At 68.5% G+C, this 21,729-nt stretch carries 15 protein-coding genes and 1 pseudogene; 12 read left to right on the top strand and 4 right to left on the bottom strand.

The window, feature by feature from the left end; all coding sequences use genetic code 11:
- Nucleotides 1–3 precede the first annotated feature (3 nt).
- Nucleotides 4–255, top strand: a pseudogene (locus tag Poly30_RS28680) (hypothetical protein); the annotation flags it as partial.
- A gap of 75 nt (nt 256–330) precedes the next feature.
- Complete coding sequence (locus Poly30_RS28675; protein ID WP_419191410.1) at nt 331–867, top strand: hypothetical protein; 537 nt, start codon at nt 331–333, stop codon at nt 865–867.
- A gap of 101 nt (nt 868–968) precedes the next feature.
- On the opposite strand, the gene Poly30_RS18260 is transcribed toward Poly30_RS28675, so the two are convergent.
- Both Poly30_RS18260 and Poly30_RS18255 read right to left on the bottom strand, forming a co-directional pair.
- Entirely contained in the window at nt 969–1,241 is a 273-nt protein-coding gene (locus Poly30_RS18260) for a hypothetical protein (RefSeq protein WP_145200417.1), read from the bottom strand.
- Nucleotides 1,242–1,278: 37 nt separating this feature from the next.
- Nucleotides 1,279–1,839 carry an LURP-one-related family protein gene (locus Poly30_RS18255; RefSeq protein WP_145200414.1) on the bottom strand — a complete coding sequence of 187 codons (561 nt, stop codon included), beginning with the start codon at nt 1,837–1,839 and terminating at the stop codon, nt 1,279–1,281.
- 131 nt (nt 1,840–1,970) lie between these two features.
- Between Poly30_RS18255 and Poly30_RS18250 the strand changes: the two genes are divergently transcribed.
- From Poly30_RS18250 to Poly30_RS18240, 3 genes are all read left to right on the top strand, one after another.
- Complete coding sequence (locus tag Poly30_RS18250; protein WP_145200411.1) at nt 1,971–4,643, top strand: sigma-70 family RNA polymerase sigma factor; 2,673 nt, start codon at nt 1,971–1,973, stop codon at nt 4,641–4,643.
- A gap of 195 nt (nt 4,644–4,838) precedes the next feature.
- Nucleotides 4,839–6,539: a flagellin hook IN motif-containing protein gene (locus Poly30_RS18245; protein ID WP_145200408.1), complete on the top strand. Its 1,701-nt coding sequence runs from the start codon at nt 4,839–4,841 to the stop codon at nt 6,537–6,539.
- Nucleotides 6,540–6,795: 256 nt separating this feature from the next.
- A complete protein-coding gene (locus tag Poly30_RS18240) occupies nt 6,796–8,091 on the top strand; it encodes a phosphotransferase family protein (protein ID WP_145200405.1) in 1,296 nt (431 codons plus the stop codon).
- Between the two features lie 15 nt (nt 8,092–8,106).
- Here the strand turns inward: Poly30_RS18240 and Poly30_RS28670 are convergent, their stop codons facing one another.
- Nucleotides 8,107–10,401: a right-handed parallel beta-helix repeat-containing protein gene (locus Poly30_RS28670; RefSeq protein ID WP_419190353.1), complete on the bottom strand. Its 2,295-nt coding sequence runs from the start codon at nt 10,399–10,401 to the stop codon at nt 8,107–8,109.
- Nucleotides 10,388–11,947: a carboxypeptidase-like regulatory domain-containing protein gene (locus Poly30_RS28665; protein WP_419190352.1), complete on the bottom strand. Its 1,560-nt coding sequence runs from the start codon at nt 11,945–11,947 to the stop codon at nt 10,388–10,390. Before Poly30_RS28665 ends, Poly30_RS28670 begins: the two co-directional genes overlap by 14 nt.
- A 321-nt stretch (nt 11,948–12,268) precedes the next feature.
- Between Poly30_RS28665 and Poly30_RS28660 the strand changes: the two genes are divergently transcribed.
- Genes Poly30_RS28660 through Poly30_RS18205 form a run of 7 tightly spaced genes read left to right on the top strand, consistent with a single transcriptional unit; the run spans nt 12,269 to nt 21,729 of the window.
- Nucleotides 12,269–13,477, top strand: a complete 1,209-nt coding sequence (locus Poly30_RS28660; protein WP_419190351.1) for a glycosyltransferase family protein — start codon at nt 12,269–12,271, stop codon at nt 13,475–13,477.
- Complete coding sequence (locus Poly30_RS18230; protein ID WP_145200402.1) at nt 13,474–14,694, top strand: glycosyltransferase family 4 protein; 1,221 nt, start codon at nt 13,474–13,476, stop codon at nt 14,692–14,694. Before Poly30_RS28660 ends, Poly30_RS18230 begins: the two co-directional genes overlap by 4 nt.
- Nucleotides 14,694–15,764: a glycosyltransferase family 4 protein gene (locus tag Poly30_RS18225; protein ID WP_145200399.1), complete on the top strand. Its 1,071-nt coding sequence runs from the start codon at nt 14,694–14,696 to the stop codon at nt 15,762–15,764. Before Poly30_RS18230 ends, Poly30_RS18225 begins: the two co-directional genes overlap by 1 nt.
- The gene (locus Poly30_RS18220) at nt 15,761–17,536 is read left to right on the top strand and encodes an ABC transporter ATP-binding protein (protein WP_145200396.1); all 1,776 of its coding nucleotides are present in this window, start codon (nt 15,761–15,763) and stop codon (nt 17,534–17,536) included. Before Poly30_RS18225 ends, Poly30_RS18220 begins: the two co-directional genes overlap by 4 nt.
- Nucleotides 17,533–18,840 (top strand): aminoglycoside phosphotransferase/kinase family protein, encoded by a 1,308-nt coding sequence (locus Poly30_RS18215; protein WP_145200393.1) that lies wholly within the window; start codon nt 17,533–17,535, stop codon nt 18,838–18,840. Before Poly30_RS18220 ends, Poly30_RS18215 begins: the two co-directional genes overlap by 4 nt.
- Nucleotides 18,840–19,907, top strand: a complete 1,068-nt coding sequence (locus tag Poly30_RS18210; RefSeq protein ID WP_419191375.1) for a phosphotransferase family protein — start codon at nt 18,840–18,842, stop codon at nt 19,905–19,907. The genes Poly30_RS18215 and Poly30_RS18210 overlap by 1 nt, the downstream gene beginning before the upstream one ends.
- On the top strand, nt 19,900–21,729 hold the full coding sequence (locus Poly30_RS18205; protein WP_145200387.1) for an alginate export family protein: 1,830 nt from the start codon (nt 19,900–19,902) through the stop codon (nt 21,727–21,729). Before Poly30_RS18210 ends, Poly30_RS18205 begins: the two co-directional genes overlap by 8 nt.

The following is a 21,729-nucleotide window of genomic DNA, read 5'->3' as shown; positions in this document are numbered from 1 at the left end:
ACGGTGGACGGGGACTGGGCCGTCGCCGGGCATCTTCCTGATCAGTTGTGGGGGCTCAAGGGACGGGTCGAGGTATTCCGCCGCAGCCCAATTACTTCCCTCTGGGAGCATCATCAGACGCTCCAGGCCTCCGATGGACTGGCCTCTGCGCCTTCTGGAGCCGACGACTTCGGGATTTCGGTGAGCGTCGCTGGCGGGCGCATTCTCGTGGGCGCCCCAGTGACGCGGAACGACCTCGGCGGGATCGTCGGTGCCGCCTACACATTTGTACTCGGTCAGGACGGATACTGGCATCCCGAAGCCGTGTTGCGAACCGATCGTGCGAAGGGGATGACCACAGGTTCGGGTCCCTACGTGGGGGAAAACGTCGAGCTGGACGACGGGATCGCTCTCGTCTACTCCCCAGGGGACTACCGGGCCGACCCTTCCATTCGGGAGGGCAGCGTTACCGTCTTCGAGCTGCCGATTGGCCAGCCCACGTGCCCTGGCCGGCCCAGTTCCGTCACTCCAGCGGGCGCTCGAATGGAAGTGCTGGGGCGACCCTTTGCCAGCTATCAGGCCTGGACCATCGAGGGCCAAGAGCTTCCACGGCAGGCGGCGGTGCTCCCACTCATGGGGACGATGTCGGGGTCGACAATCTTCTCGCAGGGAGAGCTTTGCCTTGGCGGAGCGGTCTTCCGCCTCGGTTCAGCCTTTGGGTTCTCGGATGGGGTCGGCCGCTTCTCCGAGTCGTTCGAGAGCGGGGATGGTCTCGTGGAACCGGCGGTCCTGGCGGGCTCGACCTGGCACTTCCAGCTGTGGTATCGCGACCTTCATCCCACGCCGGTTTCGAATTTCTCCAGTGCCATCGAGCTGACGTTCCGCTGAGGAGACGCGGTCGGGACCTCTTCGGGTGGGGAGCAGACCCCCGTGGGATCGCGACCGAGGCCTTGACGTCGTGATCGATCTGTGAGCGCAACGTCGAAGACTCACGCCGCGAGGCGCTGGATCGTTGCGATCAGAGCGCAGACGCCGAAGGTCATGGCGGCGGCCGGGCCTCCGCCCGCCTGGTAGGCGATCGTCACGGCGACCACCGTCACGGCGAGCGCCAGGCCGACCAGCGCGGTCCAGAGGGGGTCGCTGCCGCCGGAGACCTCGGTCGCCTGGCCGCAGCGCGGGCAGTTCGTGAGGCCGCCCGCGCTGCGCGTCGGCGCTTCGAAGCGTTCGGCGCAGTGCTCGCAGGTGGTGAAGATCGAGTCCATTCGATGGGCCGGGTTCTGGCTGGGGGCCGGGTCCCGTTCAGTTGCTCTGGCGTCCTTCGATGGCGGCCACCAGCGCGGCCACTCCCAGGATGAGGCGACGGTCGACTTCGGCGTTCTCGATGGAAACGTCCATCTTGAAGATCACCGGATTGAAGCGCTGACGGAAGATCACGCCCGAGCCGAGGTGGAACTTCTGGGGGACGAGGTTGCTGAGGAAACGCCTGACGAGAGCGAGGGTGGTGCTGTCTTCCTGGAGCTTGTCGATCAGCCGATCGTCGGCGTCGAGGATCTCCCACGAGTCGCGCAGGATGGAGGTGAATCCTTTGCGGCGCGCGGCGCCGACCTTGGTGTTCGTCGTCGCATCGACGATGTCGTAGGAGGCCGAGAAGTCGATCGCCTGGCGTGCCTTGATCGTCAGCAGCGGGCGCGCCTGGGCCTCGTCCTCGAAGACCCGGATGTCCTCGCGGAGCTTGAAGGCCTTCTGCTTGCAGAAGCCGATGAGCTGCTCCTGGTCGTCGTAGATGTGGAAGCTCGCGCCCAGCACCGTGAAGAACTTGCGGCGGATCGTGTAGGAGTCGACTTCGAAGGCGTGGGGCATGGTGAGGTGGGGATCGGGGGGAGGCGAGCCGAGGCCTACGCGGGGAGGTGACACTGTATTCTCGATGACACGCGAACCCTCGGGTCTTTTTCGCGTCACGAAATCGAGCGGCGCGGCACTCAACGGCCACGATGGAAACAGAGGGAGAGCTACTGACGGAACTGGCCTGGCTGCGACGCGTCGCGGCCGGACTCGTGGGCGATGACGCGGCGGCGAGCGACTTGACCCAGGACGTGGCCCTGGAGGCGCTGCGTCGGCCGCCCATGGCGGAGGGGGCGTCCCTGGAGGGAGCGCGGCTTCGCGGCTGGCTGTGGACGGTCGCACGAAGAAAGGCCCGGCGCGGGCGCGAGCAGCGGGCCGCGAGTTCGCTCGCCGAAGAGAACGCCAGTCAGGCGGAGAGGGTCGAGGGCCCGGATCGCTCCGCCCGTCAGCTGGCTCTCCATCGCGATCTCCTGGCCGAGATCCACGCGCTGGGTGGCGCGGACGCGGACCTGATCGTCCAGCGCTACCTGGACCAGAGGCCGCCGCGCGAGATCGCCCTGGCGCTCGATCTGCCGGTGCCGACCGTGCGCAAGAGGCTCTCCCGCGCGATGGGCCGGCTGCGCGCGAGGCTCGTGGAGTCGGAGCGCGGATCCGGTGGCTGGAGCCTCGGGCTTTGCGTGATCCTTGGCTCGGGATCCGCGCCTGGGCGAGCGCCAGTATCAGAGTCCGCATCAGCGACTGGGCGGGCGGATGCGGACTCGACGGCGCTGCGAAGCGCGGGGAGCGGCGGCGCGTGGAAGCTCGCGGCGCTGGCCCTCGGCTTCCTCGCCGTCGGCGCCAGCTGGCTTCTGCTCGTGGACCCGAGGGATCCGTCCGCCAGCACCCTGCCAGAGCCCGTGACCCTTGCGGCAAGAGACGCGGAAGCGCCCGGCGTCCTGCTCCTGGCGCCTCCCGCATCGAATCCCGACGCGGATCCCCGGACTGCGGTCGAGTCGCCGCCAGCGGACGCCACGCTCGCCTCGGAGTCGCCGCTGGACGTGGCCCCACGATCCCGGGTCTTCTTCGTCGACGAAGCCGGCGCGCCGGTGCTGGGCGCCCGCGCGATCTGGGCGGACGAGGACTCCACGCCCCACGTGATGGAGATCGATGACGCGGGAGTCGCGCTGCTCCCCACGGACGCGCGCGGCTGGATCTACGCAGGGGCCGACGGCTTCGAGAACGGCGATCACGCGATCGCCTGGTCGGACTCCGACGACATCAACGTCGAGCTTCGCCGCCAGCGCGAGATCCAGGGACAGCTCCTCATCGATGGTGTGGTGCCGGGCTCCGAGATCACGTTGTTTCGCGATCGAGGTTCCAACCACCCGCCCTTGTCCGCGTCCAACGACGAGCGCCTGAAGGCCGCGCTGATCGAGCATGGTCTCGAATGGCCGCGCACGAGGATCAAGACGGATCGGGGTGGCGCCTTCATCTTCACGACCCTCGCCAGCTCGGGGGACTACTTCCTCCAGGTGCCGTACGACATTCCACTCGTCGATGCCGAAGGCGTGCTGCGCCATGGGCCGCACACCGTCTGGTTTGCCCGAGAGACTTCCGGGCTGCAACTGATGGCGACCCGCGTCGATAGCGTCGAGGGCAAGATCGTCTGGAGTGACGACCAGGAGCCTGTCACCGAGCGCTTCGACTTCTTTCCCTGTGACGAGGAAGGGGAGTGGCTCGCCCAGCTGTCAGTGGCGACGGATGCGAATGGAGAGTTCTCGCTGCCGCTCCGGGTCGCGGCTCACTATCGGTCGGGAGAGGAGGTCGCCTGGTCTCGATGGGAGCTGCATCTGGAACAGACCGAACTTTTCGGCCGCCTCTCAGGATCCGAAGGCTCACGCAGCCTTCCCTTGATCGAGGTTCCGCGAGGGAGCATGAAGCGCTTTCGGGTTGTCGGGCGGAGTTCGGAAGGGGTGAAGCCGTTGCTCGCCGTCCTCGCAAGCGCCACGGAGGTGGCGGAGACGCGCTCCGACGGCACCGCGAGCCTCCATGCCTCGGACGGGTCCTCGGTGCGTGTCATGGCACGCGGCTACCAGGCCCGCGTGGCCGAGGTGGACCCATCGGCGACCAGCGCCGACGCGCCGCAGACGATCGAGCTGGAGGCGGCGCCGCGGCTTCGCGTGCGCTTTCCCCTCGAGCACCGCATCGGCTTCGATCCGGACAGGTCTGTCCGTCTCGTACTCCGAATGGCTCCGACCGCCTTCGCGGGCTGCGGCGAAATCGAAGAGGAGCAGGAGTCCTTCTGGCGCTTGTGCCGGCGACTCTGCGGCACGACGTTCCGCGGCTTTCGTTCGGACGATGACGAAACGCCCACGGGGCCTGGATCTGCGTACTTCCAGGGACTCCCGAACCGCGACCTCTGGATCGATGGGCTCCGTCCTGGCGTCGCCCTCCTGATCGAACTGCACGATCAGTTCGGACAGGTGCTGGCGTCCCAGCCAGCCACGATGCCGCCGGCCGGTGGGGAGCCGGTTCTCACCCTCGACTTCGAGGATCCCTACGCGACGGGAGCGGCTGCCCTTCGAGGCACCTGCCGCTGGCCGTCCGACGGCCGACCCTACCGTGGGCAAGTGCAGCTCTATCGGGACGACCACGGACGTGTCGAGAACACCCGCGCCAGCGCTTCCGGTGAGTTCGCCATGGGGCCGCTCGTTCCCGGGCGCTACTTCATCGTCGCGAGAATGAACGGGAGCACGCCCCAGCGTGGGGAAGGCGTCGACGTGGTCATCGTTCCCGGAATGAACACCCTGACCATCGACGCGATCGGCCCCGAGCCAGACTGACCCCGGTCGGGCGCGGGATCGGTGTCTCGCCCCGTGGCGCTACTGAATCGTTGCAGGACGCACCCGTCGCACCCGGAGTCACGCGCCAGGATCCGCTCGGATCGCCGGAGTGGAGCGGTCGATGGGTCCTGTCGCGGCGCGAGGGGTGCTGCGGAGGTTTGGGGGGATCGAGAGCACGCCTGAGGGGGCGGACGCGTGAGGGTAGGGGGGACCGCTGGAGCATGGACGCCGTTTGCACGGCCGTTCGGATCGACGCTGAACATCGGTTCGGCGGGCGCGCGCGGTGGGGCGGCGGCGGCCGGTGAGACGCTCACCCTCTCGGCCCTGAGCGAACTCGCAGGCGACGTCGACGTGCTCGGCGAGGCCGTGCGCAAGCTCGGTCGGCTCGATCGCGTCTCCTCTCGAACGGTCGGTGCACGCGCTGGCATGGCCACAGGGCAGCTCGTTCTCGATGACACCGAGGTGCCCGCGTCCGCGGCGACCATGCGCTCCGTGGAGGAAGTCAACACGGTGGCTACGTCCTACTCGACCCATGCGCCCGACTGGACCGGTGGATCCGCCGCCGGGCTGGGCATCGAGGGTGTCTACGACGGACGCCACGGCGACACGACGCTGAACTTCGAAGTGACGGGCGTTCCACTGCTCGGCCTGACGAGCGCCGAGATCGAGGTGACGGACGGTTCCGGCGACTTGATCGAGACGCTCACCTTCGGCTCGGGCGGCGGCACGCAGACGCTTGCCAGTGGCCTGGAGTTCACGCTCGGGAGCGGCGCGCTCACGCTGGGCGACACGTTCGCGCTCGACGTGTCCGCGTCGGTGGGAACGAGCGTCCGGGCCAGCGCGGCCTTCGATGGAACGGGAGACGCGGCGCCCGAATTCGATCCGGGTCGCAGCGTCTCGGCAGGCACCTTCGTGCTGAACGGCGTCAGCATCGACGTGGCCGCCAGCGAGAGTCTGCTCGACGTGCTCGACTCGATCAACGCGTCGAGCGCGGGCGTCACGGCTCAATTCGACGCGACGACCGAGCGCGTGACGCTCTCCCAGAACACGGTCGGAGCCGCGCCGACGATCCTCTTCGGCTCCGACATTAGCGGCTTCCTCGACGCCGTCAAGCTCCGGGGCGCGGTGGCCACGGCAGGTGAGGACGCGGCCTCCGCAGAGTCCGCCGACGATGTCATCGGCAGCCTGGCCTCGCTGTCAGGCGTGACGTCGGGCTCCTTCCAGGTGAACGGGCAGACCATCAGCGTGGACATCGCGAACGACACCCTTCCCAACGTGCTCGCGAGGATCAGCGCTTCAGGCGAGGTTAACGCGATGGTCGACGACGCCAGAGCCGTCACGCTCGCTGGTCGCGGGCGCCGGGCGTTCGACCTCTCGGGGGATGACACCGGGCTCCTCGGCGCCCTCGGCATCGACCTCCAGCGCTACGCGGGCACGCGCGGCAGGCAGACGACGACGATCTCGAATCGAGCGGGCGTTCGCAGAGCATTGCTGGAGGTGCATGATGCCTACAACGCTCTTTTGCGCGGGCCGCGGGATGGGGTGTCGGCCACGAACGTGCGGGAGGTCCGCTCCAGGCTCTCCACCTCGGTGGGGAGCGCGTTTTCGAGGCATCAGAGGCTTTCCGGGAGCGGGACGCTCGTCTCCGGGCTCGGGCTGAATCTCTCCGCGTTCGACGACACCAAGACCCGCGCCATGGAGCTGGACTCGGCGGCGCTGGCGAAGGCGCTGAGGGCCAAGGACGGGGAGTTGAGCGACCTGCTGTTCGGGTCCGAGGAGGGAAAGAAAGGGCTCGTGGAGTTCCTGGAAGAGGCCGTGAAGGGCGCGGCGGAGTCGCTGGTGAAGAAGCTGGACCCCGGTGGGGCGCTGGGGCTCCGGCTCGACGTGACCGGCTGACCGGGGTCGATGGGCACGTGTCCAGGTTGTGGACATCTCGCTCAGATCCTGGACGGCCCACGTGGCCAGGATGGATCTTCGGAACGCCTGAGGGTGCCTGGGGGCCCGCGGGACGGAGCCGGGTCCCATGGCATGGCGGTTGCGATGGTGGAGTCAGCGTCGCACCCATGGGCACCGCGTGCGACCCGGCGACTCATTCTTCGACGATGCGGTATTCACACTTTTCAGCTCCACGGTCACGGTCGGGAGCTGCGGCATGATCGGCCTCACCCCCAGCGTCAGGGACCTCTACCTCCCCGCCGAACTCGGCGACCCGCGCCTGGCGCCTCCGTCCGAGGCGGAACTCGTGGATCTCGTGAACGATCGACTGTGCATCTGCGAGGGGAACTCGAGCCCCGAGACCTGCACCACCGAGGCGCGCATCGTTCACGCTCGCTACCGCCCGAGCGTGGCCAGCGCGGCCACCTACGCCGTCCGCGACATCCACGGGCTGGAGCACTTCGTGACCTACAAGGCTCACCTCGGTGACCGCGCGGAGAACCGCGTCGTCGGCGGGCGCTACGCGGAGAAAGTGAGCGCGGCCTGCGCCCCCTTGCGCCCGTATGCGCTCCTGCCCGAGCGGATGGCCAGCCTCTGGGTCTTCCCCGCGGATCCCGAGCTGCGGGGCGCCGTTCGCGTCCTCGACACCGAGCGAACCGCCGCCTGGATCGAGGGTCTCGGCGCCGTCTCGCCGTGGACCGTGAGGCCCCATGGGACCATGGTCTCGCTCAAGCGCTATGAGCACTCCAGGCGTGCCATCTACCGCGTTCGGATCGGCCTCGACGGAGACCCTGGCGAGAGCTACGGCCGCGAATTCGGTCTTCGGATCCTGCCCGGTGAGTGCGCCGCGCAGTCAGCGATCTGGCGCAGCCAGCTCGCGGGGCAGCCACTGCCGATCCCGCGACTGGTGGGGCACGATCCCATCAACGGCTGGATCCTGGAGGAGTGGATGGCCGGGACCTCGGCCGACAGCCACGACTACTCGGTCATGGATCATGCCATGGTCTCTGCGGCGAGCCTCCATGGGGCGCCGATCGCCAGCGGTTCCCACGCGGGAACGAAGCGTCGACTCGCACCCATGGACCTCCTCAACGGCATCCCTGGTATCCAGCGCGTGCCGGACTGGCTCTGGCGTCCCCTGGAAGTCCCGGCGAACGGCTGGATCCACGGCGACCTGCATCCCGATCGCGTGCTCCTGCGCGGGGAAGGAGCGGCGCTCCTCGGGGTCGACGGACTGCGCCCGGGTGCGCCCGAGGAAGACATCGCGAGCTGGGCGGCCGACGCGCTGGCCCAGGGCGGAGCGGGAGAGGTCGACGAGGTGATCGAGGAACTCGTCGGTCTCTACCGTGAAGCAGGTGGTGGGGAAGTCGAACGGGAGCGCCTGCGCGCGCTGATCGCCATCGAACTGATGGAGCGCGCCGCGTCCGCGATCCGCGACCTCCAGGCCGACGCGCTGCTGCGGGCGGCGAGGCTCGTGTCGATGGTCACGTCCGTGCGGACCCCGGGGCACTAACGCCTTCGATCACGGTCAGGGAGCGACGGTCAGGGGGATCGCGACCGACGCGCAGAGCTCGCGTCCATCGAGGGTCCGCAGCGAGTCGTGAACCTGGATCCTGGTGCCGGTGGTCCAGCCGGTACCGGGCGGCGACACGATCACCACGCTGCCCGCCGTGAGGATCCCGATGGGCACGGGGCTCCCCGCCGCATCGACGGCATCGACGCCCGCCATCCCGGTCGACGTGTCGAGGGTGCCGCCCTCGAAACGAAGCACCAGTGACTCGCTGGAGCCGATGGCTCGGGACCACGTGGGCGCCGTTTCCGCGAACCAGAAGGTGTCCACCGGCTGCAGGTCGAGGCGTCCGGGAGCGCCCGTGACGCTGGCGCCGAAGATGCCCGCGTCGCGCGCCGGGCCGCCGGGAAGCGCCATCCCTGCACCGAGGGCCGGTGACCCACCCGACAGCCGCCAGTCCTCGACGACGCTCCCGGACTCGAACCAGCCGAGCACACCGGGCGCCAGCGATTCCGTCGGAGCGTCCGCAAGACCCACCTCCGTTCCCGTGACGCTCTCCACGAGGAGCACCTGGCCGCTGTCGTTCAGCTCCACCGTCGCGCCGATACCGAGGGTCGGCTGGACCGCGAGCGTGGCGACGCCGTCTGCGAACGAGAGTACCGGATACAGTGCGCTCGGAGCCTCCGCGAAAGGCAGCGGTTGGGTCTGAACCGTGTCGACGGACCGGTGAGAATCGCTCGCTGACCAGGGGCCAGGCTGCAGGTAAGCGATCGACGATGTGGCGAGGATCGGCGCCACGCCCCCGAACTGGGCGCCCAGGCGATTGCCGGCGACGACGCAGTGGGAGAGCAGCAGCCCGACGTTTCCCATCTCGGTTCGGACGCCGTAGGTCTGGTTGCCGACGAGGGCCGACGTATCGATGACGACGGTGCCGGGCGCGGTCTCCGAGCTGATCAGGATCCCTTCGGCCCGGTTGGCCGCCGCCACGGTGCGATGGACGTGGGAGTTCGCCTGGGCATCGACGTCGAGGTGGAAGCCCGCCTCGCCGTTTCTTCGCGCCTCGCACCCTTCGATCTCGAAGCGCGCGAACCAGCCGGGCTCGCCTTCGTAGTCGCAGTCGATGAGGCAGCCGTCGAGCGCGTTGTCCGAGAAAATGCAGTCCTCCAGGCGAATCACCCAGCGCCCGGAGCCCGCGTCGCCGGACGTGGCGAGGTCCACGTCGAAGCCCTCGGAGCCGTTCCCCGAGAACACGCAGTCGCGTGCGAAAACCCGCGAGACCTCGCCGACGTTCCCCGTCAGGTTGTCAGCGGTCAGGCCCTCCTGGCCGTTGCCGGACATCGCGCAGTCCTCCATGTAGAGGTCGAAGGCACCCGAGATCGACGTGCCGCCCGCGATGCACACGGACGCCGCGCAGCGGACCATCGTGACCTCGACCGGGTTGTTGTTGTCCGCCGAGCGCAGCTTGAAGCCGCGCCCTGCGCGGCCGCCCGCGAGGCTCCGGAGTTCACAGAAGCGCTGGTCGACCTCGAAGCAGGCGTCGCTGCTGGCGGAGCCGTCGATTCGGAAGCCATCGAGTACGGCCACGCTCTGGTCCGCCCGCGCCAGGGTGATCACGGAGGAGGTCGAGGTCCCCTGGATCGTCGCCGGCATTCCCGCAGGATCCCTCGCGTCGAGTTCGAACGTCGCGTCGAAGCCCCCGTAGAGATCGACGCTGGCGGGGACGGTGATCTCGGCCGTTTGGAAGTCTCCGCTGACCCAGACGTTCCCGCCGCCACCGAGGGACGCAGCGGCGATGCCTTCCTCGATGGATGGCCACGCCGTGGCGGGCGTCAGGCCGTCGGCGATCGTGGCATCCGCGCCCGAGAGGACGAGCACGGGCGTTCCCGTGCGGGTCATCAGTCGCGGTCCCGCGGCGTCCCATCCGCCGGCCCCGTCGTCGAAGGCGAGCCTGGTGAAGTACGTGGTGTCCTCCGCGAGGCCCGAGACCGTCGCCTGGAGGTCGACGGGATCGATCGGGCGCGGAGCCTCGTCCAGGAGCGTGTCCGGATCCGTGCCCACGAAGAGCGCCGCCGCGGGCGCGTCCGTCGGAAGATCCACGGCGCGCCAGCCGACGCGGATCGAGGTTTCGCCCGCTGCGGCGGTGACGAGCCCGAGGGCTGGATGGCTTCCGGCGCCCGCGACCGATGGAACGTCGCCCGAGGGCGGCAGGAGGGGTGGGGGACCACCGCCCGTGCCTCCGCAGGAGACCGTGATCAGGCCCAGCGCCAGCGCTAACTCCAGCGCCGGGCCGAAGAAAGTCCTACTGGAAGGCAATCGTGAGGCCCGTGGTGAAGTTGGAGTTGCCCCCGGCCGTGTTGTCCCGGTACCAGGCCTGGAAGTTCCAGGTCTCGCCCGGGAGGATCGAGATGAAGCCCACGGGGGTCGGCGTCTGCGTCAGGTCAATGGGGATCGAGATGATGCCGGCCGTTCCGCTCTGGCCGATCTGGTTGGGACGGTTGTAGCGGCCCACGCTTCCGCTCAGGCAGAGGATGCCGGCGCTGGTGCCGGGCTGGGCGACGTTGCCCTGGTTCCTGGAGAGCAGGAAGAAGCCGAACACCAGGGGCGGAAGGTCACGGGCGATCAGGGTGACGTTGTTCTGGGCGACGGAGGCGCTGCCCGAGGCGTCCATGAGCGCGGCGCGGCCCGCGCTGTTCGCGATGCCAGGCATGCAGTAGCGGCATCCGAGCCCGGGGCCCGTCATGTTCGCGTCGAGGTTCGTGTCGGCGGAGATCGTCACGTTCGAGACGAGCACGGACTCAGGGCAGTCGCTGCGGACGTCCTCGAAGAGCACGTCGAAGGTGCCGAAGGGAACGGTCGTTCGGTACTGACCCGCGAGGTTCGTATCGTCATCGCAGGTGAGGACCTTCGTGTTCGTTCCGGGCAAGAACAGATCGATGTCGATGTCCGGCACGAGCGAGCCCGCTGCGTTGCGCACCGAGCCGAAGAGGTGCGCGCCGCTCGGAACCGTGACGGTACCCGCGTTCGTGGGGCCGTTGACCACGACGCCCGGGAGGAGCTGGGGCACGAGCCGCATGGCGGTCGGGGCGCAGACCTCGAGGTCGAAGGTGCCGGTGGGAACCACGAAGCTCGCGACGCCAGCCGCGTTCGTGTTGTCGTTGGAGGTCAGAAGCTTCACGCCGGTCACGGAGTCGAGCACGTCCAGGTCGGCGTTCACCACGGGCGTTCCGTTGGGACGCAGGGCCGTGACGGTGAGGTAGTGGCCAGCGGCCAGCTGGATGTTTCCGAGGGCGGTCGTGGCCCCGAGGTCGAGCTCCAGAAGGGTGGGGGCGGCCAGCGGCAGGTCGATGCCAGGGTCGATCGAGAGCCGGAAGGGGCCGGCGGGTGCCGTCGTGGAGAAGAAGCCGTTGGTATCGGTCTTGACCACGCTGAGAACGACGCTGCGGTTGGTCGTCAGGTTGCGCCCCTCCAGGTCCGCGCCCACGGCCGGCGTGCCGCCAGGGCGGAGGGCCCGGCCCGTCAACACGACCCCCGGCTCCAGCACGATCGTGCCGAGGTTCAGGGTTCCCGCGACCACCACGTTGTCGACCTGTTGACCCACCAGCGTCGTCGTCGGAGGCACGGGCGGAAGCGCGACCACGTCGTAGGTGCCCGCGGGGACCACGAGCGCGAAGGAGCCGTCGGGGGCCGTGAAGTCTCCGGTCAGGGTCAGCTCGTTCCCGGTGGCCGCATCGAATACGTCGAGGTTCGTCTGGGGAACCGGGTTGCCCAGGGTGTCCGTGACGCGGCCGATGAGAATGTCGGCGCTGGCCAGGGAACTGGTGAGCGCGGCCGCCGTGAGGAGGTAAGAGAGAGAAGCCATGGATTGCACACTCGGAGTGCATTGGGGGGGCAAAGGAGAGTCGCCGAGGCGAGTGGAACCGTCGACGAGCAAGCGCCATGCCAGGGCAAGTTCGCGGGCCTCGCAAGCGACCTTGGCCCTCTGCCAGGCAGAAGCGTGGTCAGCTGTCCAGATGGTGGACAGGGGGTCTGGTTCCTGGACGCTCGGATCCGGGGAGCGTCATGGGGGGGCGCCTCCCCCGGATTAGAAGCGTGGCACGCTTGTTGCGCTCGGGGAGTCGAGATCCGTCCACTTCCGGCGAAACGCCTCCGCGGCGGGCGCCCCCTTCTCCCCCCCCCCGACATGCGGTTCCTTCTCTATAGCCACGACTCCTTCGGTCTAGGCCATCTGCGCCGCTCCGTCACCATCGCCGGGCGGTTGCTCGAGCAGTGCCCAGGAGCGTCCGTGCTGATCGCCACCGGCTCTCCCGTGGCCACGAGCTTTCGGCTTCCGCGGGGGATCGACATCCTCAAGCTGCCTTCCGTGACCAAGGATCGCGATGGAGACTACGTCTCGCGCGAGTGGACCATGGGCCTCACGAGCCTGCTGGAGTTCCGCGCGCGCCTCCTCACGAGCGCCGTCGAGGGCTTCCGGCCCCACGCCCTGCTCGTGGACCACAAGCCCATCGGCCTCCTCGGCGAGCTCGAGCCCGCCCTGGTGAGAGCCCGCGCCCTCGGAACGCGCTGCATCCTCGGATTCCGCGACATCGTCGATCACCCCGAGTCCATGGACGCGGAGTGGGGTTCGGCGGACGTTCGGCACGCGATCGAGAACGACTACGACCAGATCATGGTCTACGGGGATCGCGAGGTCTTCGACGCCTCCGTCGAGTACGCGGAGCTCGCCGCCGTCAGGGATCGCCTGCTGTTCACCGGCTACGTCGTGCGCCCGCGGCTGCGCCCTCCCTTCCGACCGCTGGCGCTCCTGCAGCCCCACGTGGTCGTGACGGTCGGCGGCGGAGAGGATGGAGCCGAGCGTGTGCACCGCTACTTCGACGCCATGGAGTTCGGCCAGCCCCACTGGACCACGACGGTGGTCCTCGGACCCCTCTTCGGGAGCGACGCTGGCAAGGAGGTCAAGCGCCGCGCATCCGCCCAACCGGACGTCACGGTCCATCGATCCCACGACGATCTTCCGGCTCTCTTCCGCGACGCGTCGGCGGTCGTCTCGATGGCCGGCTACAACACCTGCTCGGAGCTGCTCCAGTCGCGCGTCCCGTCGGTTCTCTTGCCGCGGGTCACGCCGCGGCGTGAGCAGCTCGTGCGCGCCCAGCGACTGGCCGCCCGGGGCCTGGCCTTCAACGCGTCGGGCGCCAGCCCGAGCGCTCTCCTGGGCGAGATTCAGTTCGCGCTGGAGCAGCGCCGGGTCTCCCGTCCCCTGCCCTCCATGAACGGCGCGCAGAAAGCCGCCAGCGTTCTCTTGCGCAGCGCCGTCGCCGCCCAGGGGGCGTCCCTCGGAACCCCGCTGAACGGCCCATGTATTGACACTGCACCCGCGGAGCTTGCCTCATGAAGATCGCCTACCTGGTCAAGAAGTTCCCCCGCCTCTCCGAGACCTTCGTGCTCGGAGAAGTCCTCCGCCAGGAGCAGCGCGGCACCGACGTCGTCGTCTTCGCGAGGCGCGACGCCGACGATGAGCCGCGCCACCAGGCGTTCTCCAGTCTGCGCGCCGACATCCATCGGGTAGGAGCCGAGGGTCTCGATCCCTGGCGCGAACTCTTCGAGCACGATGACGTGGAAGCGGCGACGTGGGAGCGCCTCGGTCAGGTCGTGAGAACGCTCCTCGCAGCGGGCGTCGAGCGCCTTCCCAAGCTGGTCGCCGAGGCGCTCTGGGTCCTGCGGAGATCCCGTGAACTCGACGTCGAGCACATCCACGTTCACTTCGCGACGGAGTCCGCGATCGTCGCCTGGATCGTCGGTCAGCTCGGCGGTCCGGGCTACTCCATCACGGCGCACGCCAAGGATATCTATCGCTCGACCGTGCGCCGCGAGCTGCTTTCGAAGCTCGTCGGGGACAGCCAGTTCACGGTGACCGTTTGCGATGCGAACGTGAGCTACCTCATGGAGGCCGTGGAGCCCTGGGCGCGCGACCGCGTTCGCCGGCTCTACAACGGAATCGATCTGGACGACTTCGCGGTCGCTTCCGGGTCGCGCGAGGAGCACACGATCCTGGGCGTCGGGCGGCTCGTGGAGAAGAAGGGCTTCGACGTGCTACTGCGCGCGCTGAAGAGACTGAAGGAGCAAGGCCGTCCGTTCCGCGCGCTGATCCTCGGGGATGGGGAAGAGCGCGCGGCCCTGGAGGCCGAGCGGGATCGCCTGGGGCTTCACGGCGACGTCGACATGCCCGGTGCGGTGGATCAGGGCGAGGTGCGCGCGGCCATGAACGCGGCCACCGTCTTCGCCCTGCCCTGCCGCATCGGTGATGACGGCAATCGCGATGCCCTTCCGACCGTGCTTCTCGAAGCGCTGGCCGTCGGGCTCCCCGTCGTGTCGACGCCGGTCACGGGGATCCCCGAGATCGTGGATCAGGGACGCTGTGGCAGGCTCATCGAAGAGAACGACGACGCGGGACTCGCGCGGGTCCTCGCAGAACTCCTCGACGACGCGGACGAGCGGGAGCGCCTCGCTCGTCTGGGCCGTGCCCACGCCGAAGAGAACTTCGACGGGAGCCAGGCAGCGGCCACGCTCCAGAGCTGGTTCCACGGCGTTCGTTCCGAGGTGGCGGTCTGATGCGTGTCGTTCATCTCGTTCAGGATCGTGGCATCCGGCCGAACGCCAAGAAGGGCGCCGCCATTCACGTGGCGGCCATGTGCGAGGCGTTCCAGGGCCTCGGAGCCGAGGTCGTTCGCCTTCACGCCTCGAACGCCGAGGAGGCGCGTCATCAGCTCGAGCGCGCGCTCGTCGCCGGTCCCATCGACGTGCTCTACGAGCGCTACTCGCTGGGTGCTTTCGAAGGCGCGTCCTTCGCGTTCGATGCGCGCGTGCCCCATGTGCTGGAGGTCAACGCACCCCTCGAAGACGAAGCCGTGAAATGGCGCGGTGTCGACGGCGCAGCGCTCGATCGAGCCGCCGAGCAACAGGTCTTCCGCGGGGCCCATCGCGTGCTCTGCGTGAGCCCGCTCGTGGCCGAGTACGCGAAGGGCCGCGGCGCCGAGGCCTCCGCCGTCTGGGTCAGGCCCAACGGCGTGAACGCGGACCTCTTCCGGCCGATCGAAGGGATCGAAAGGGAGCGCGCCGACTGGTTCCCGGCCCTCGAGCGACCGTTCCTCGTGGGCTTCCACGGGCGGCTTCGGCCATGGCACGGCTTCGAACGGATCGTCGAGGCCTGCAGGGACGCGCTCGCGGCGGGCGTCAACCTCGCGGTGCTCTGCGTCGGAGAAGGGGATTACTCGGAGGCCCTCGCGGGCGCGCTTCCCGCGGAGCGCTGGCGGCACGTTCCGTGGTGCGATCAACGGGAGCTCAGTCGGTGGGTCGCAGGGTTCCACGTGATCCCCTTCGGCTACGACCCCGAGGGCGCGTGCTACTTCTCGCCGCTGAAGCTCCGCGAGGCGATGGCCGCCGGCGTCGTGCCGGTGGTGCCGGACCTCGGTGACCTCGCCGAAACGGTCGAGCACGGCCGCGCGGGCGTGATCTACGATCCGAGCGACCCGGGCGCGCTGACGCAGGCGCTGATGGGGCTCGCGCGCGTTCCGCGCCGTCGCTCCAAGATGGCCATCGCGGCGCGCGAAGCCGCGCTCGGGGCTTCCTGGGAACAGATCGCGCGCGATGTGCTCGACTCGATTCTGGAGTGGAAAGCGTGAAGCTCTCGGCCAACGACCATTCCTCCTGGAACATCTCGCGGCGATTCTTCGGGGACCTCGTGCCCTTTCGCCTGGCTCTTCTTCTCGGGATCGGCCTGCAGCTCATCGGCGTGGGCCTGGAGCTCGCGCAGCCCTGGGCGATGCAGCAGATCTTCGACCGCGCCCTGATCGGACGCGCGAGCAACGCCGCGCAGATCGTCTACGTGGGAAGCGCCTGCCTCGCGGCCGCCGTGCTCCTGCGGATCGTCGTCAACCACGTGGCCACGCTCAAGATCGTGGCCACGGGCCACGCGCTCACGAGGGCGCTTCGCCTGCGGGTCTTCCGGCATCTGGTGGAGCTGCCGCCGAACTTTCACACGCGGCAGAAGTCAGGTGATCTTCTGATGCGGCTGATGGGGGACGCTCCCATGGTCAGCACCATGCTGGTCGAGGCGAGCAGCCACCTCGTCACCCGCGCCATCCAGGTCGTCGGCACCGTGGCGCTCATGGTGTGGGTCGATCTTCGGCTCACGCTGACGCTCGCCATCTTCCTGCCGATCATCTTCTTCGTGGCGCGCTTCCTCGCGGGCAAGCTCCGGATCGCCACGCGCAAGCAGCGGCGCAAGGAAGGGGACATGGCGGACTACATGCAGGAGTCCCTCGGGGCCGCTGCCCTGATTCAGTCCCTCGGCCGCGAAGGCGACGCCGTCCGCGCCTTCGCCAAGACGAACCGAAGGAACGCGCGCGCCGGTCTCAAGACGGCGCGCGCCGCCGCTCGTCTCTCGTCGTCCGTGGAAGGGCTGCTCGCCATCGCGCTCGGGATCACGGTGCTTCTCGGCGGCCTGCGCGTGCTTCAGCCCGCCGCCGACTTCAGCGCGGGGGAGCTGATCGTGTTCATCTCCTACGTGCGCGGCCTGATGAAGCCGATTCGCTCGGCGGCCAAGCATCAGGCGCGCGTGGCCAAGGGGACCGCCTGCGGGGAGCGGCTCTTGCGCGTGCTCGACGAGGATCGGCCCGTGCGCTTGACGTCGGGCAAGAAGGTGCCCGTGAGCGCGCCTGTCTGCCTCGCCTACGAGCGGGTCTCCTACGCCTACCCCGGCGCAGAGCGTGCGCTCCGCCACGTGTCCTTCGAGGTTCGAGCGGGGGACTACGTCGCTCTCTTCGGCGCGAGTGGCGCAGGGAAATCGACGCTCGCGGCCCTCGCGCTCCGTCTGATGGACCCGGATCAGGGGCGCGTGACGCTCGATGGAGTGGAGCTACCGGAGTACGACCTGGACCGGCTCCGCGAGCGATTCGCGCTTTCGATGCAGTCCACGATGCTCTTTGGAGCATCGGTCGCGGAGAACCTTCAGCTCGGCGATCCCGAGGCGGAGGAGCCCGCGATGTGGCGGGCCCTGGAGGACGCGGGCGCGGCGGAGATGGTCCGCGAGCTTCCGGGTGGGCTGGAGTATCGACTCGGTGCGTCCGGCTCCGCGCTCTCCGGCGGCCAGCGCAAGCGGATCTGCCTCGCCCGTGCCTTCCTGCGGAAGTCTCCGATTCTGATCGCGGACGAGCCGTTCAACGGCCTCGACGCCCACGCTTCCGCGAGGGTGGAGGCGAGCCTTCGTCAGCACGCCGCGGATGGCGGCATGGTGATCGTCGTCACGCACGATGCGGGCAGCCTGCACTCGTTCGACCGCGTTCTCTTCCTGGATGGCGGACGGCTCATCGGAGCGGGGACCGATCGGGAGCTTCGGGGCACAGCTATTGCGTACCAGCACATGGTCGAAGTGGCCGAGGGGAGCCGGGCATGATCGGTCTCACCCAGTACGCACGGGACCTCTCGCTGCCTGCGCAGCTCGGGGACTCCGGACTCGTTCCGCCCTCCGAGCGGGAGATCCTCGACCTGGTCAACGAACGTCTCTGCGCGCGCGACGACCAGACCGGAAGCGCGGATCTCGCGGTGGAGGCGCGCGTGGTGCACGTGCGCTACAAGCCGGGCGTGGCCCTGGCTGCCACCTATGCCGTGCGGCTCGAGGACGGTGGTGAACATGCGGTCACCTACAAGGTCCACCTCGGAGACAAGGTCGAGGATCGCGAGGTAGGAGGGCGCTACGCCGAACAGCTCGCTCTCGCCTGCGCGCCGCTGCGGCCGTTCGCCTTGCTGGCGGAGCGCCATGCGAGCCTGTGGGTGTTCCCGGCGGACCCGAAACTCCGGGGCGCCGTGCGTGCCCACGACATGCATCGTGTGGCCCGCTGGATCGATCGCCTTGGGGTCGCCGAGCCATTCACGGTGAGGCTTCGGCCGAGCGTCCTGACGCTCCGCCGCTACAAGCACTCCAGGCGGGCGGTCTTCCACGTTCTGGCGAAGCTTCGCGGAGAGAGTGGTGCCCGCGACGTCGTCGAGTTCGGCCTTCGCGTGCTGACCTCCGATGCGGCCGCGCGCTCGGCGGAGCGGCGGATGGGGCTGGCGGCCCTCGACCTTCCCATCCCGAAGTGTCTCGGGCATGACCCCGTGGCCGGATGGATCCTGGAGGAATGGCTGGAGGGCGTCGTGGCCGAACGGGACGATCTCCTGGTCGCGGGCCAGGCGCTGCGGTGTGCCGCTCGACTGCATCGCGCTCCCCACGCCGGAGTGAACGTTAGCAGCCATGGACCGGCTGTGAGTTCCCGTCTGGCGCCTTTGGAGCTGCTGCGCGGGATCCAGGGAGCGGATGAGCTACCGGCCCGGTTCCGGGCGCCGTTGGACGTCCCCGCAACGCACTGGATTCACTCGGACCTTCACCCGGACCAGGTGCTGATTCATGGGGACGGAGCTTCGCTGCTCGATCTCGATGATCTGCGCTCCGGTGCCGTCGAGGAAGACCTCGCGAGCTGGGCCGCGGATGCCGCGGCCCTTTCGACGACGCTGGACGCGGACGAGATGTTCGGTGAACTCGTCGATCTCTATCGCGAGGTCGGTGGAGGTGCCGTGGATCTCGAGCGCCTCCGTGCGCTCACCTGCATCGAACTCCTGGAGCGCGCCGCCGCGTCGGTCAGGCGACTGGAATCAGGCGCTCTCTCCCGTGCCGAACGTCTCCTCTCCTCCACGAACTCGTTGGCTGCCTCGAGGAAGTGATGGAGAGCAACGGTGAGTGGGGCCGCGCCCTTACCCTGATCCAGGGTGAGCTGCGATCGGAGGACGTGGAGGCCCGGGTGATCCGGGTGGAAGCGAGAAAGGACGGGAGCCAGGTCTGGGCGCTGGACGGCGAAGGCGGACCGCTGTGGTTCGTCTACGACAACGGTCGGCTCCAGCGGGCGAATCCGTGGGAGGATCGGAAGCTGCCAGCGGCGGCGGAGTGCCTTCGCGACGGTCTTCTCGCGTGGCGCCCCGGGAGGCGCGCCGTGGCGACGAGCCGTGATGGGGGAGCGGTCACGAAGCTCTTTCGGCCGAAGCGCCTGGAGGACGCCGTGCTCCGGCACGAGCTGGCGCTGGCTGGCGCCGGGAGAATCCCACACTGGCAGATCCCGGGGATCCAGCGCGTGGACCGCGAGGCGGCTCGCATCGACTTCGAACGGATACAGGGAACGGAGCTTCCGGTCCTCGGGCGCCACGCCGGAGAGTGGCGCAGAATCGGCGCCGGACTCGCCGAGTTCCAGAGGGCCCTGGACGTGAGCGGACTTCCGCGCCACGGGCGACGTGAGGAACTCGATGGGATCGCGCAGCTCCACAGGCGCTACTCGGTGCTCTTCGGGGATCGTCTTCCCGACGTCGACGACGCCGTGCATCGACTGGAGCGCTGGGTCGCCAAGGCGCCCCCGCGGGTTTCCGTCGCGGTGCATCGCGACTTCCACGACGGTCAGTTCCTCGTCACGGAGTCGGGCGTCACCGTTCTCGACTTCGACCAGCTCTGCGCCGGCGAGCCCGAGGTCGACCTCGGCAACCTGACGGCGCACTTCGTGCTCAGGCAGCTTCAGAACCGCTCGACCGTCCAGGCGAACGACGTGCGTGACTGCGCCCTGGCGGCGATGACGGGTTTCGAGATCGACGAGGACGAGTCGGCCCACGCGGCCCTTCGCTTCTATCAGGCGGCGACCTTTGTGCGGCTCGCTGTCCTCTACTCCCTGCGGCCCAGGTGGCGTTCCCTGCGCGGAGTTCTGCTCCAGCACGCCTCGGCTTCCCTCGACGAGCTCTGCCATGCCTGAGTGGCGCTTGCTGTGGTTCGCGACGCTTTTGATCGTCGGATCGGGAGGAGGAAAGGGTGTCGCTCTCGCGTCGATCCCGGTGGGGACGGCCACGTTCGTCGCAGGGGCGGACGAGGAGGGAGTTCAGCCCGAGGACCTGACGGTCGGGCACTGGGTGACGGTGAAGGGGACGACCGGCGCCAACGGCGTGCTACTCGCCAACTCGGTCGAGGTCTCCTATCCCAAGGACGAGCAGGAGATCATTGGCACCGTCACGGAAACCAGGAAGGTCGACGATGCCGACGTGATCCTCGTGGTCGATGGCCAGCCCGCTTTCGTCGGTCCGAAAGCGCGGCTCCGGGGAGTCGATGTGTCGAGGCTCCGGAAGCTCAAGGGGTCCCGCGTCAGCATCGAGGGCTACTGGCGGAGCCCGGCCAAGTTCTCCGTGCGCGAGCTGGAGGTGCGCTCCAAGGGACGTGACCGACTGGAGGGACGGATCGATGCGATCACCCGGGGCCCCGAGGGGCTCGAGCTGAGGGTGATGGGCCGAACGGTGGTGCTGTTACCTGAAGCCGAACTCGAAGCTTCCGACCCTCTCGATTCCGTGACGCTTGCGGATCCGACCGAGTACGACGACCTGATCATCGAGCGTCGAATCGACGACGACGATGATATTCCCGGTCGACGGATCGCTCCGGATCTCTGGGGTGGAGTCCGGCTGGAGTGGCAGCGATCGGACCAGCGCAACTTCGATCTCGACGACAGCGTCGACGCGGACCGAGTCGACGACGAGTACAGCGTCCGTGGCGAGCTTCGGTGGGTGCCTTCGCCTCGATTCTTCGGGCTCGTCGAGTATCGCCACGGGTGGCGCGACCGCTTCGAGGAGGACGACGGCAGCAGCGCGGTGGATCGTGGTCGTCTGAACGAGGCGCACGTTTACTGGCGCGACGTGCTCATCAAGGGACTCGATCTTCAGATCGGACGCCAGGACTTCGATGAGGAGCGCGAGTGGCTCTACGACGAGAACCTGGACGCGGTCCGCGCCTTCGTCCGGCGCTACAGCATGCGGCTGGAGCTATTCGCGGCCGGCATCATCGCGGGCGGAAGTCCACGGGACGAGGACGTGAACACCTACGGGGCCATCCTGAGCACGGAGACGAGCGCAGACTGGAGCGTGGGGGCCTATGCGATCCGGCGAGACAGCGATCTCGGCGGTGCGCGTCGCGCGACGCATCTGGGCCTTCGCGGACTCGGGGAGTTCGTCGATGACCATGAGTCCTGGGCCGAACTCTCGTTCCTGACGGGGCAAGACTCGGGGAACGAACTCACCGGCTGGGCCTATGACTTCGGTGACGTGTGGTATCCCCCATGGGCGGAGGACTGGTACATCGTCGCGGGGCTCGCCTACGGGAGCGGCGATCGCGGTACGTTCGACGGAAAGGACGCCACTTTCCGACAAACGGGTCTCCATGACAACAACGCGAAGTTCGGGGGAGTGACCTCGTTCCGCTACTACGGAGAGCTGTTCCAGCCCGAACTCGCCAACATGCGGATCTCGACGCTGGCCGTCGGCAGGCGCTTCGGCAAGCGCGAGTCCATCGATCTCGTGTTTCACAGGTACGACCAGGACTTTGCCAGGCCGTTCCTGGTGGATGCGGATCTTCGCGAAGACCCGAACGGGCTCAGCACGAACCTCGGATGGGAGGTCGACCTGGTCCTCGGAAGCCGCTCCCTGGAGAGGGCCAACTTCGAGCTGGTGTTCGGTCGCTTCGAGCCGGGCGACGCCTTCCCCGATGCGGATCATGCCTGGATCATGAAGGCCCAGGTCCGCCTGCAGCTTTGA

Origin of the sequence: Saltatorellus ferox (assembly GCA_007751475.1) — a bacterium.
In the GTDB taxonomy this organism is placed as follows: domain Bacteria; phylum Planctomycetota; class UBA1135; order UBA1135.
This window is presented reverse-complemented; position numbering and strand designations above follow the sequence as displayed.

What these genes read in the sequence shown, in the direction of transcription:
- Poly30_RS18230 (WP_145200402.1), top strand. Translation starts at nt 13,474, where the DNA reads ATGAAGATCGCCTACCTGGTCAAGAAGTTCCCCCGCCTCTCCGAGACC.
- Poly30_RS18215 (WP_145200393.1), top strand. Translation starts at nt 17,533, where the DNA reads ATGATCGGTCTCACCCAGTACGCACGGGACCTCTCGCTGCCTGCGCAG.
- Poly30_RS18255 (WP_145200414.1), bottom strand. Translation starts at nt 1,839, where the DNA reads ATGCCCCACGCCTTCGAAGTCGACTCCTACACGATCCGCCGCAAGTTC.
- Poly30_RS28665 (WP_419190352.1), bottom strand. Translation starts at nt 11,947, where the DNA reads ATGGCTTCTCTCTCTTACCTCCTCACGGCGGCCGCGCTCACCAGTTCC.
- Poly30_RS18205 (WP_145200387.1), top strand. Translation starts at nt 19,900, where the DNA reads ATGCCTGAGTGGCGCTTGCTGTGGTTCGCGACGCTTTTGATCGTCGGA.
- Poly30_RS18260 (WP_145200417.1), bottom strand. Translation starts at nt 1,241, where the DNA reads ATGGACTCGATCTTCACCACCTGCGAGCACTGCGCCGAACGCTTCGAA.
- Poly30_RS18240 (WP_145200405.1), top strand. Translation starts at nt 6,796, where the DNA reads ATGATCGGCCTCACCCCCAGCGTCAGGGACCTCTACCTCCCCGCCGAA.
- Poly30_RS28675 (WP_419191410.1), top strand. Translation starts at nt 331, where the DNA reads ATGACCACAGGTTCGGGTCCCTACGTGGGGGAAAACGTCGAGCTGGAC.
- Poly30_RS28660 (WP_419190351.1), top strand. Translation starts at nt 12,269, where the DNA reads ATGCGGTTCCTTCTCTATAGCCACGACTCCTTCGGTCTAGGCCATCTG.
- Poly30_RS18250 (WP_145200411.1), top strand. Translation starts at nt 1,971, where the DNA reads ATGGAAACAGAGGGAGAGCTACTGACGGAACTGGCCTGGCTGCGACGC.
- Poly30_RS18210 (WP_419191375.1), top strand. Translation starts at nt 18,840, where the DNA reads ATGGAGAGCAACGGTGAGTGGGGCCGCGCCCTTACCCTGATCCAGGGT.
- Poly30_RS18225 (WP_145200399.1), top strand. Translation starts at nt 14,694, where the DNA reads ATGCGTGTCGTTCATCTCGTTCAGGATCGTGGCATCCGGCCGAACGCC.